This window comes from Exiguobacterium sp. PFWT01, assembly GCF_018255795.1.
Taxonomy (GTDB): Bacteria; Bacillota; Bacilli; order Exiguobacteriales; family Exiguobacteriaceae; genus Exiguobacterium.
Window position 1 is genome coordinate 1,140,653 of the sequence record NZ_CP073755.1, and the last position, 12,157, is coordinate 1,152,809.

Sequence of the window (12,157 nt, forward strand, 5' to 3'; positions counted from 1 at the left end):
GTTACATTTAAGACGAACGTTGTTCAAAACACTTTTAAGGGGGATTTTAGTAATGGCTAAATTTGAATTACCACAACTTGATTACGCATATGATGCACTCGAACCACACATTGATGCACGCACGATGGAAATCCACCACACGAAACACCACAACACTTACGTCACGAACGTAAACAATGCACTCGAAGGAAAAGATGTGGAGTACTCTTCACTCGAAGACTTGCTTCAAAAAATCGATTCGCTTCCTGCTGACATTCAAACAGCTGTCCGCAACAACGGTGGCGGTCATTGGAACCACTCGTTCTTCTGGAAGCTCTTGAAGAAAAATGAGAACGGTACACCGTCTGGCGACCTCGCTGCTGCAATCGATGAGTCGTTCGGTAGCTTCGATGGGTTTAAAGACGAATTCACGAAAGCTGCAACAACTCGCTTCGGTTCAGGCTGGGCTTGGCTCGTTGTGAAAAATGGTAAACTCGAAGTCACGTCTACTCCAAACCAAGACTCACCAATCATGGAAGGTATTACACCGATCCTCGGTCTTGATGTGTGGGAGCATGCTTACTACTTGAACTACCAAAACCGTCGTCCTGACTATATCAACGCATTCTTCCATGTCATCGATTGGGATTATGTGGCGACATTGTACGCTGACGCAAAATAAGTTTGTCTTACCCGAGGTTCTGATACGAATCTCGGGTTTTTTTGTGGTTTTCATTAATTTGTAAACAAATTATGATATAGTGAAAATCGGACAAAAAGACAGGGATTCCTGTCCTCTATAATATAGAAGGAAATGAACGTGGAGGGAGTAAACGGACTTGGCTAAAAATCGGGTGAAAGTGCCGAAAAAACGGCGAAACCACTTACCGTTACGCTTGAATTTACTATTTTTCATCGTCTTCATTCTATTTGCGACCCTCATTTTTAGGTTAGGTGTCGTCCAAATCGTGAATGGTGAATTGATTGCTCGGGAAGTACAGAAAACGGAGTCGAGTAAAATCAAATATGAAGTGCCGCGAGGGAAAATTTACGACCGGAATGGTCAAGTACTGGCGGATACGATTTCAAACTACTCGGTCATGTATCGTCGCTCTCAAGTGACAAAGACGGATGAACGGTTGGACGTCGCGAAAAAGTTGGCGGAAATCGTCGACATTCCGAAAGAAGACCGTAAAATGACGGAGCGAGACCGGAAGGATTACTGGATTGCAACGAATCCGGAATTGGCGCAAGAACGGACTCAAGCGCTATTAGAAGAATTATCGGAAGAGGAGCGGGCCGCATTGTCTAACCAAGACGTGGACCGACTCTTGCTTGACTCGATCACAGAAGAAGAGATCACGTTTGATGATGCGACAGAAGAAATCATCGCCATTAAACACAACATGGAGAGCGGCTATGCACTCGACCCACAGGTCATCAAAATCGGTGCGAGCCCGAAAGAGATGGCGGTCATCGAAGAAAACTTAGAGCAGTTGCCTGGGGTGAGTGTGGAACCGTACTATCAACGGGACTATCCGTATGATGAGACGTTCAAAAGTTTCCTAGGAAGTTATCGTCAAATCCCGGCGGAACAACGTGCGTCTTATCAGGCGAAGGGTTACGGGTTGAACGACCGGGTCGGTACCTCATACTTGGAACAACAGTATGAAGACGTCCTTCGTGGAACGCCGGCCTATGATGTATTCACCACGTACAAAGGGGAACCGGTCGGTGAACCGACACGAGTGAGTGGGAATCCAGGGAAAGATATCGTCTTATCGACCGACATCGAGTTCCAAAAAGAAGTCGATGAAATCTTGAAAAAGGCGATTCGCGCAGGACGCTCTGGAAGTCCTCATTTCGACCGAGCGTTTGCGGTCGTCATGAATCCGCAAACGGGTGAATTGCTCGCTCTGTCCGGACAAGAACTCGATTTGGAAACGAACGAATTCAAAGATGTGTCGACCGGTACGGTGCTTCGTGCCAGCCAAATCGGATCAACCATCAAAGGGGCGACGGTCGCCTATGGATTTGAAGAAGGCGTCGTTAAACCGGGAGAATATATTTATGATGCACCGATTCGAATCGGTTCGTCAGTGAAAGCTTCCTACCGAAATATGGGGAACATCAACGACTTAGATGCACTCGCAATGTCATCGAACATCTATATGTTCCAAATTGCGTTGCGTCTGGCTGATTATTACTCGACAGGTCAAATTGTCGGAGAAAATGTCACGCAAGCGTTTGAAACGATGGAACACTACTATAAACAATTCGGTCTCGGAATCGAGACAGGAATTGACTTGCCGTTCGAGTCGACCGGATTCCGGAGTATCCCGGACCGTGTCACACTTCTGATGGATATGTCGATTGGACAGTATATTTCATATACTCCGATTCAATTGGCGCAATATACGTCAGCATTGGCGAACGGTGGCTATCGTGTACAACCACACTTGCTAAAAGAAATCATTGAGCCAGGTTCGCTTGATGAGAACAACAAGCAAGTCGTGAGCACGTTCCAACCGAATGCGTTGAATAAAGTCGATATCCAGGATGAATACATTCAACGGGTCCGTGAAGGGTATCGTCAAGGGGTTGAATCTTCTTCCGGTTCGTCTCGCATTCTACAGGAAACCGGTATGACGGCTGCAGGTAAAACCGGAACTGCCCAAGCGATTGCGGAGGGCGCGGACGGTCAGGCGAAACGAAATGCGAACGGAGAACCGATCAAGACATTGAACTCAAACCATGTCGGTTGGGCACCGTTCGATGACCCGGAAATCGCCTGGGCGATTATCATGCCTGGACTTGAGGCGGAAGGAATCAACACGCGGGTCGCACACGACATCATGAAAGCTTACTTTAATTTAGAAGATGTCAATGCAATGCTTCAGTAAAAGAGGTCACTTCGGTGACTTCTTTTTTTGTCTTTACAATTCTTTTACGTTCCGTTTATTTCTCGTTAATAGAAGTTCATTAGGATATTAATTGTAGGACAGAACAACAAATCCACAACAAAAATCAAAGCAAACTCAAGGAGGACGTCACAAATGTCTTGGATGAAAAAATCAGCTTTACTCGCTTCAATCACTTCAGTCGCACTCGTAGGTGCTGCTTGTGGGAACAATGAAGAAGGTGGCGCTGCTGAAGGCGGCGATGCGCTCTCGGGAAAAGTCGTCATGGACGGATCATCAACTGTATTCCCAATCATGGAAGCAGTCGCAGAAGAATATTCAGCTGAACAACCAGAAGTTGAAGTGACCGTCGGTGTCTCTGGTACGGGTGGTGGCTTCAAACGTTTCGTGACGGGAGAGACAGACTTCTCAAACGCATCACGTGAAATCAAAGAAGAAGAAGCAGCCGAAGCTGAGAAAAACGGTGTGGAATTCACGCAACTCTCGGTTGCACTTGATGGACTTTCGCTCGTTGTAAACCCAGCGAACGATTGGGCACAAGATATCACGATTGAAGAATTGAATAAGATGTGGACGGACACAAGCATTAAGACATGGAAAGACGTTCGCTCAGACTGGCCAGATGAGGAGATTTCATTCTTCGCACCAGGTAAAGACTCAGGAACTTACGATTTCTTCGACGAAAAAGTATTGAATGAAACAGATATTCGTCAAGATGCACAATTGTCAGAGGATGACAACGTCCTCGTCACAGGTGTAGCCGGAACAGAAGGAGCAATCGGATTCTTTGGATTCGCATATTACCTTGAGAACAAAGACACAATTCGTGCATTAAATGTTGAGGGCGTTGAGCCGACACATGATACGATTAACGATTTGTCTTATCCGCTCTCACGTGAAATCTTCACGTACGTTAACAACGCTTCGTTGAAAGACAAAGAGCAAGTTGCGGACTTCGCACGCTTCATGAACGAAAATGCAGCCGATCTTTCTGAAGAAGTCGGTTACGTGAAAATGGAACAAGGCCGTTACGACGAAAACACGAAAATGATCGACGAAATCGCTGGAGAATAAGATGATAGGTGGCAGAAGGTGAGACACGGTCTCGCCTTCTCGCCATGCTTTCTAGTATGAAGAGGTAGGGAGCGATACACGAGATGAATGAACCGAACAATAAGCTTTCGATTCGAGAGATGATTCAACAAAATAAACAAAAGAAATATAGTGCGACGAACGTGTTTGATAAAATCATGCCGTTCTTATTATTCTTGAGCGCATTCGTATCGGTCGTCACGACCATTGGTATTGCGTTCACATTAGGCTTTGAGCTATTCAAGTTCTTTGAACGAGTCCCTGTCGCAGAATTTTTAGGATCGACAGAATGGTACCCGCTTAGTGCAGATCAGCGCTTCGGGGTATGGGCCCTTGTGATGGGAACACTCCAAATTACTGTGATTGCGATGATTGTAGCCGTCCCACTCGGTTTGGCGTCTGCGATTTATTTAAGTGAATACGCCTCTGAACGGGCACGACGTGTGTTGAAACCAATTCTAGAAGTGTTGGCCGGTGTGCCGACAATCGTATTCGGTTTCTTCGCCTTGTCATTCATTACACCGATTCTGCAAGCACTCATCCCAGGACTTCAAATTTACAATGCACTCAGCCCAGGGATTGTCGTCGGGATTATGATTATTCCGATGATTGCCTCGATTTCAGAGGATGCAATGAGTGCTGTTCCGAAGAAAATTCGGGACGGTGCGCTCGGTTTAGGTGCGACACGTCTTGAAGTGGCGACGAAAGTTGTCATGCCTGCAGCGACGTCTGGAATTATTGCCTCCATCGTTCTCGGTATGAGCCGTGCGATTGGTGAGACGATGATTGTAACCATCGCTGGTGGTTCACAGCCGAACTTCGAGTTCAATCCGCTCAATGCGATTCAGACGATGACAGCATATATCGTTCAAATCGCAAAAGGTGATGCAGGTTACGGCACAATCGAATATTACAGTATCTATGCGGTCGGTGCGTTGTTGTTCGTCTTTACCCTATTGATGAACCTATTCGCAAACTGGGTGACGCGCCGCTTCAGAGAGGAGTACTAATATGGCTTTACCGAACAGTGAGTTCAAGAATACGAAGAACTTGATGAATCGTGAGACCGTGTCTCAACGAATTAAACGACGTTTACAATTGAATGAAATATTTAAGTACATCTTTTTGGCGGGACTCGTCTTTGCACTCGTCGTCTTATCGACGTTGATTTATGACATCGTGTCAAAAGGTGCAGGATGGGTCGACCTCGATTTCTTGCGCAACTTCCCGTCGCGCCGTCCTGAACAGGCTGGATTATATCCTGCGTTGATTGGGTCATTATGGCTCATGCTATTGATCGTGCCGATGGTGTTCGTCATCGGTGTTGGAGCGGCGATTTACTTGGAGGAATATGCTCCGAAAAATCGCATGACTTCATTTATTGAAGTCAATATTTCGAACTTGGCTGGCGTTCCGTCAATCGTATTCGGATTGCTTGGATTGACAATTTTCGTTCGAGTCATGGAATTAGGGAACTCGATTATGGCCGGTGCCTTGACGCTCGGTCTCATGAGTTTGCCAATTGTCATCGTGGCCTCACAGGAAGCGCTACGAGCAGTCAAAATGGAATTACGACACGCTTCGCTAGCGCTTGGGGCATCGAAGTGGCAGACGACATTTAACGTCGTGTTACCTTCGGCGTTACCAGGGATCATTACGGGGATTATCCTAGCGGTTTCTCGTGCAATTGGTGAAACGGCTCCACTCATCATGGTCGGAGCGGCAACATTCATTTCAACGACACCGAGTAACATTTTCTCTGACTTCACGGCCCTCCCGATCCAGATTTACAACTGGACGAGCCGACCACAAGCAGAGTTCCAAAACTTAGCAGCAGCAGGAATCATCGTACTCATGACGATGCTCATCGCGATGAACTCGGTTGCAATCTATATTCGAAACAAATATACAAATCGACACTAAGTCTTTTTTGCAGATGAATGAGGAGGAAGCTCGAGATGATGAAACAACAAGAGCTCAACAAAGGAGATCAAAACGTGAATACAACTACGACAGAACCGACAACGACTGAGATGAAAAAAGATAGCGCCTATGTCGTCAACAATTTGAACTTGTGGTATGGAGAAGACCAGGCTTTGATTGACGTCAACCTCGATATTAAAAAGAATGAAGTCACGGCAATCATCGGACCATCTGGGTGCGGGAAATCGACGTTCATTAAGACTCTAAACCGTATGGTCGAACTCGTTCCATCGGTTCGGACGAACGGTGAAATCTTGTATCATGGTCGTAACATCTTCGACCGTGGATATAAAGTAGAAGACTTACGTACGTCGGTCGGGATGGTATTTCAACAACCGAACCCGTTCCCAAAATCGGTCTATGACAACGTGGCATACGGACCGCGGACGCACGGAATCAAAAATAAGAAAGTACTCGATGAAATTGTCGAGCGTTCATTACGTGGTGCGGCAATCTGGGATGAAGTAAAAGATCGATTGAATGAGAATGCGTACGGACTTTCAGGTGGACAACAACAACGTCTCTGTATCGCGCGTACGTTAGCGATTGAACCGGATGTCATCTTAATGGACGAGCCGACGTCTGCCCTTGATCCGATCTCTACATTGAAAGTGGAAGAATTGGTACAAGAGTTGAAAGAACAATATTCAATCATCATCGTGACACATAACATGCAACAAGCTGCCCGTGTTTCGGATAAAACGGCATTCTTCTTAAATGGAGAAGTTGTCGAGTTCGATGTAACAGATAAGATTTTCTCGAATCCATCTGACAAACGGACGGAAGACTATATTTCTGGCCGTTTCGGTTAAGGAGGAGACTGGATTGATGGCACAAAACCGCACATTTTTTGATACGAAGTTGACTGAATTAGAAGATAAAGTTGTACGATTGGCAAACTTGACGATGCGCCAAACGGCGACGGCAATCGAAGTGTTGGAAAAACATGATCTCGAATTGGCTAAAACCGTGATTGATAACGATAACGAGTTAGACGAGTTGGAGTTGACTATCAATGACGAAGCGATTCTATTGATTGCAAAACAGCAACCAGTCGCGACTGACTTACGACGTCTGATTGTGACGATGAAATCAGCGACAGATCTTGAACGCATTGCGGACTATGCGACAAACATCGCAAAAGCAGTGACACGAATCGAGCACGTTCCTTATGTACTTGATATCCAACCGCTCAAGAAGATGGCCGAGCAGTTGATTGACATGCTTGAACTGGCAACACGTGCCTATCGTAAAGGTGAAGTGAGCCGTGTTCGTGAACTCAATGAGATGGACCGCGTGATTGATGACATCAATCTAACGGTGATTAAACAATATATCGGTTCTCTTCCAGCCATGACGGTTGGGACGAACGATGTATACGAATTCTCGAACATCGCTCGATACCTCGAGCGGATGGGCGATCATGTGACGAATTTCGGAGAACATTTAATTTTCCTTGAAAAAGGGAAACATTATGATTTGAATCAATAAGATTAGTGGTAAAGAACAACAGTGCTGTTGTTCTTTATTTTTTTGGGGCAGGAATACAAACTCAAGGAGCGAATAATAGTCTACATGGATTTTTACATGAAGGGAGCCATATAGAGATGGAAGAGAAAATCGTATCCTTGAAACAACAAGGTCTTACGTTAAAACAGATTGCGGCAGAATTAGACGTCCCGATTGGCAAAGTCCAATACGCATGGCGGAAATGGAGAAATCAGCAACAGGAAGTGGAGGCGGTTGCCCCTGTGAAACAAAAGCGTGAAACGAAAAAAGCAAAGACGTCGGTGACGACCTCACGCAAACAAGTGGCATCGACGAAAGAGACGGCTAACGTGTCGACTTCTCCACTTCTTGAAAAGGGTCCGGAGGGATATTGGAAGCTACCCGATCGGTACAACGTGGACTTCATGCATGCGGTCGTACAGTCTCCAAACGCAGTGTATGTATGCTGGGAAGTATCTGATCTCGTGAAAGAAACGTTAGCGCTTCAATTCATGCGACGATGGGAAGATCTGCCGAAGGCGTTCCGCATCCTTGATGTTACGTTACTTGATTACAATAGCGGTCACGCAAATCGCTCCTATACATTCGATCTTCCTGAAATGACGAACAGCTGGTTCGTTCGCCCTCTCGACCCGAATACGACATATGTGTTTGAATTTGGGATTCGGACGATGGAAGGAGAGTTTCTCCCAATTGTCGCCTCAAATCCGCTTGACACGCCGCGGGCAGAACCAGTAGGAGTCGGACGATTCGCAGAACCGGTCCGACGTTGGCAATACGGGGAAGTTGATTCTCCAGAACTACTTGATACGTTACCAAAATATGCAGCATACCGACTCGTGCGTTAAGGAGGACTTTTTATTATGAAACCTGGGTACTTTTCACTCGTCCTTCATGCTCATTTACCGTACGTTAGGCATGAAGAGAAACACCGATTAGAAGAAAGATGGGTTTATGAGGCCATCTCTGAGACATATATCCCGATTCTTTGGCAAGTCGATCGCTTGAAGCGTCCCTTACATTGGACGGTTAGTATTTCCCCGCCTGTCGTTGAAATGCTTGCCGATCCACTCATTCAGGATCGCTACGTAGAACACTTGGATGACATGCTCGAATTGATTGCCCTCGAACTATCTGAGGACCGAACAGACGAAGAAACAGCGACGTTACATTTTTATCGTCAGCGATACCACGATTTAAAAAATACGTTCCTTCATTGGAATAAAAATTTGAACGAGGCGTTCCGTACATATCGTGAGGCAGGTTATATTGATATGGTGACATGTACGGCGACCCATGGCTTTAATCCACACCTCTTCACGGAACAGGCGGCACGTGCCGAGATTCGGACGGGTTTGAACTGTTTCGAACGTCACTATGGGTTCCGTCCAACAGGCATATGGTTACCAGAGTGTGCTTATACACCAGGGGTCGACCGGATTCTTTACGAAGAGGGAATTCGCTACACATTTGTCGATGAACATGCTCTTCTTGACGCAGATCCGACACCTGAGAAAGGAATTGGAGCCCCTGTGTATTCACCACATGGAGTCGCGTTATTCCCACGGGATCAAATCATCTCAGGTAAAATCTGGAGTTCGATGATCGGATATCCAGGCCATCCGGATTATCGTGAGTTTTACCGCGATTTGGCATACGATCGGGACTGGGACTATATCCAATCCTTCATGCACCCGGAAGGAATTCGTTTTGATACGGGTTTAAAAATGCACCGAATTACGGGTGATACGGATCAAAAGGATTTTTACGTGCGCGAATGGGCGGAACATCAAATTGAGAACCATGCGACCGATTTTGCAAAAACGTTAGAATCACATCTCGAAGCGCACGGTGCTCAGACATTCCCGCCATTTTTAGTCACAGCTCCGTTCGATGCGGAGCTGTTCGGTCACTGGTGGTTTGAGGGGCCAGAGTTTCTTGGGAAAGTAGCAGAGAGACTTGCTGAGTTTGGGATTGAAACCATCACGCCAGCGCTTTTCCTTGAACGCCACTTTAAAGATTTACAGACGGTCCACGTGTCGATGAATACATGGGGACGTAAAGGTTATGGTGAAGTTTGGATCAACGAGAGAAATGAGTGGATGCTTCGTCATTTGCACATGATGGAGATGCAACTTGTGAAAGATGTGGCGGACTATCGGAATCAATCGGAATTGACAAATCGTGCCTTGAAACAATTGATCCGTCATTATGTACTGGCTGTGTCGAGTGACTGGGCCTTCATCTTGGACGGACAAACGACGGCACAGTATGCCGCCGAACGGTTCCGTGAACACTCAAGACTCTTTGCAGAACTTGAAACGGCACTCTATCAGGATGGAGTATCGGAACAGTTGCTACATGACCATTATGCTGCATATCCATTCCTTCAAGACGAAGACATCGATATTGATTCGTTCTTATCTCCTCACGATTACTATGTGACAACTGAGCGGGAAGACGAGAAACCAGCTATTTTGGTGCTCACGCCTGAGTATCATGGTCATATCGTCGGAGGACTCGGAAGACGGGTCGTCGAAGAAATCGAGGCGAGAGCGAACGATGGGGAAATCGTCTACGTGTTAACGCCATATCATGACGAGTTGCCTGAGTATGAGCGACAAGGAAACATACATGTGTATCGTGTTCGTCCAACTAGTCCATTTTTAGAGCATGTCATGAACCAGGTGGCAACACAAAATATTGCCTATGTAAAACTGGTTCATGAACTTTCGAAACGTGTCTCCTTCAAAGTGGTTCACCACTTCGATTGGATGACGATTCCTGCTGCAAGAGAACTTGCGCAATCCCTTGCGCTTCCGTTATACTCAACTATGTTGTCCTTTGAAGCGACTCGCAATCCGCATGGTCACGGTGGTTTATTCGATGCAATCCATCGAATCGAAAACAGCGTGTTTCCTGCATCAGAACGCGTATATGTCGGTGAAGAGATCTCGATTCACGACCTAAAACAATGGTATAAGGTGAGCGAGAACGTCAACACATGCCTACCTATAGAGACTTCTCCATATGGACAGGAATCAATGAAAAAGAACGTGAAATAACCTTGCTTTTTCATAAGAAACTTGGTAGGATAATTGAGTATGCTTAGACTGTAAAGCAAAAGCACTTGATACAACATCATTAAGATGGGAGTGAAAGAAATGCGCGTTAAAATTACATTAGCTTGCACAGAAACAGGCGATCGCACGTACATCACGAAGAAAAACAAACGTAACAACCCTGAGCGCCTCGAGTTGCGCAAATACAACCCACGTCTCCGTCGTCACACGCTTTACCGCGAAGTGAAGTAATAAGGGACCGGCCGTCACATATGTGGCGGCTTTTTTTGTAAGGAGGAATGCGTTGTGGAAGAAAAAGCAGCGCTCCGGCGCACGATTCATCAATACATCAAACAAATGTCGGAGCGACATCATGCGGACGAAGCCATTCACCAAACATTGTTTGCCTCGGATTTATGGGTCGAAAGTCAAACGATCGCGCTGACGTTGTCACTCCCGCTAGAAATCAATACGTCTCCGATTATTCATATGGCCTTTAAAGAAGGAAAAACGGTCTGCGTCCCGAAAGTAACGGAGCAGGGACTTACGTTTCACATCATTCATTCATTTGATGATTTAGAAACGGGCGTCATGAATATTTTAGAGCCGACCACTCCATCGACGACGCAAGTGATTGACCTTTGTCTCGTCCCGGGGCGTGTTTTCGATCGAACCGGTTATCGCATCGGTTGGGGTGGGGGCTATTATGATCGCTTTTTAGAAACCTATAACGGTACAACACTTGCTTTGGCATATACCGTTCAGCTTGTCGATCATGTACCAACTGAGCCACACGACCTACCCGTTCAATGGATCGTAACAGAAAAGGAGATGATTCAGTGTTCGCCATATTCGCTGTAACATGTTTCGTCGCCTATCTCGGCTATCGGTTACGGTCGTTGACTCGCTCTGGGGCGCTGTTGACAGTCGTGACCGGTACGGTGATCGGATTCTCGTTCGGGTGGTTCGGTCTATACTTGCTTGGCGTGTTTTTTTCGACTTCTTCTCTTGCTTCGAAATATCGCTCTCACGATAAAAAAGGGGTCGATGAGATCGTCGAGAAGACGGGGGCTCGCGATGCCATGCAAGTGTTGGCTAACGGTGGGGTCGGGATTTTATGTGCACTTGGTTATCAATTGACGAATGACCCGGTCTACCTCTATATGTATGTCGTTTCCATCGCGGCGGCGACGAGCGACACGTGGGGATCTGAATTCGGTGTCCTATCGAAACAGAAACCTCGGTTCATGTTTACCTTTAAACGAGTCGAACCGGGGACGAGTGGCGCCGTCTCGACGTTCGGTACCGTCATGTCGATGTTCGGTGCACTGTTGATTGTCGTATCCTCTCTTGTGTTCATCGACTTAAAGATCACACATCTCTTTTTATTATGGGTGATTGGATTAACTGGTAGCATCATTGACACGCTTCTCGGCGCGACCGTCCAACGAACGTTTCGTTGTACAGTCTGCGGAAAATTGACGGAGCAAAAATTACATCACGACGTGCCGACGACTTATGTGTCAGGGTGGCGTTTTCTCGGAAACGATGCGGTTAATTTTCTTTCAGTTTGTGGAGCGACGTTGATTTGTTTTTTAGTGTTTGGATGAG

The 12,157-nt window shown here is 46.3% G+C and carries 12 protein-coding genes; all 12 read left to right on the forward strand.

Going from position 1 to position 12,157, the window contains the following annotated elements; genetic code table 11:
* Positions 1–52: 52 nt before the first annotated feature.
* The 12 genes from KD909_RS05865 to KD909_RS05920 all read left to right on the forward strand — a co-directional run bounded on the left by KD909_RS05865 (position 53) and on the right by KD909_RS05920 (position 12,156).
* Complete coding sequence (locus KD909_RS05865) at positions 53–661, forward strand: superoxide dismutase (protein WP_211782654.1); 609 nt, start codon at positions 53–55, stop codon at positions 659–661.
* Positions 662–818: 157 nt separating this feature from the next.
* A complete protein-coding gene (locus tag KD909_RS05870) occupies positions 819–2,882 on the forward strand; it encodes a peptidoglycan D,D-transpeptidase FtsI family protein (protein WP_211782655.1) in 2,064 nt (687 codons plus the stop codon).
* Between the two features lie 153 nt (positions 2,883–3,035).
* A complete protein-coding gene (locus tag KD909_RS05875; RefSeq protein ID WP_211782656.1) occupies positions 3,036–3,974 on the forward strand; it encodes a PstS family phosphate ABC transporter substrate-binding protein in 939 nt (312 codons plus the stop codon).
* 83 nt (positions 3,975–4,057) lie between these two features.
* Positions 4,058–5,002 carry a phosphate ABC transporter permease subunit PstC gene (gene pstC / locus KD909_RS05880; RefSeq protein ID WP_211782657.1) on the forward strand — a complete coding sequence of 315 codons (945 nt, stop codon included), beginning with the start codon at positions 4,058–4,060 and terminating at the stop codon, positions 5,000–5,002.
* A gap of 1 nt (position 5,003) precedes the next feature.
* The gene (gene pstA / locus KD909_RS05885; protein WP_012726613.1) at positions 5,004–5,915 is read left to right on the forward strand and encodes a phosphate ABC transporter permease PstA; all 912 of its coding nucleotides are present in this window, start codon (positions 5,004–5,006) and stop codon (positions 5,913–5,915) included.
* Between the two features lie 110 nt (positions 5,916–6,025).
* Entirely contained in the window at positions 6,026–6,787 is a 762-nt protein-coding gene (gene pstB, locus KD909_RS05890; RefSeq protein WP_224862754.1) for a phosphate ABC transporter ATP-binding protein PstB, read from the forward strand.
* A 16-nt stretch (positions 6,788–6,803) separates the two neighbouring features.
* The gene (gene phoU, locus KD909_RS05895; protein ID WP_012726611.1) at positions 6,804–7,466 is read left to right on the forward strand and encodes a phosphate signaling complex protein PhoU; all 663 of its coding nucleotides are present in this window, start codon (positions 6,804–6,806) and stop codon (positions 7,464–7,466) included.
* A gap of 116 nt (positions 7,467–7,582) precedes the next feature.
* Positions 7,583–8,332 (forward strand): DUF4912 domain-containing protein, encoded by a 750-nt coding sequence (locus KD909_RS05900; protein WP_211782658.1) that lies wholly within the window; start codon positions 7,583–7,585, stop codon positions 8,330–8,332.
* A 15-nt stretch (positions 8,333–8,347) separates the two neighbouring features.
* The gene (locus tag KD909_RS05905; protein ID WP_211782659.1) at positions 8,348–10,549 is read left to right on the forward strand and encodes a 1,4-alpha-glucan branching protein domain-containing protein; all 2,202 of its coding nucleotides are present in this window, start codon (positions 8,348–8,350) and stop codon (positions 10,547–10,549) included.
* A gap of 84 nt (positions 10,550–10,633) precedes the next feature.
* Positions 10,634–10,798 carry a 50S ribosomal protein L33 gene (rpmG, locus tag KD909_RS05910; RefSeq protein ID WP_255313299.1) on the forward strand — a complete coding sequence of 55 codons (165 nt, stop codon included), beginning with the start codon at positions 10,634–10,636 and terminating at the stop codon, positions 10,796–10,798.
* Between the two features lie 54 nt (positions 10,799–10,852).
* On the forward strand, positions 10,853–11,407 hold the full coding sequence (locus KD909_RS05915; protein ID WP_211782660.1) for a 5-formyltetrahydrofolate cyclo-ligase: 555 nt from the start codon (positions 10,853–10,855) through the stop codon (positions 11,405–11,407).
* On the forward strand, positions 11,386–12,156 hold the full coding sequence (locus tag KD909_RS05920) for a DUF92 domain-containing protein (protein WP_211782661.1): 771 nt from the start codon (positions 11,386–11,388) through the stop codon (positions 12,154–12,156). Before KD909_RS05915 ends, KD909_RS05920 begins: the two co-directional genes overlap by 22 nt.
* The last annotated feature ends 1 nt before the right edge of the window (position 12,157 follow it).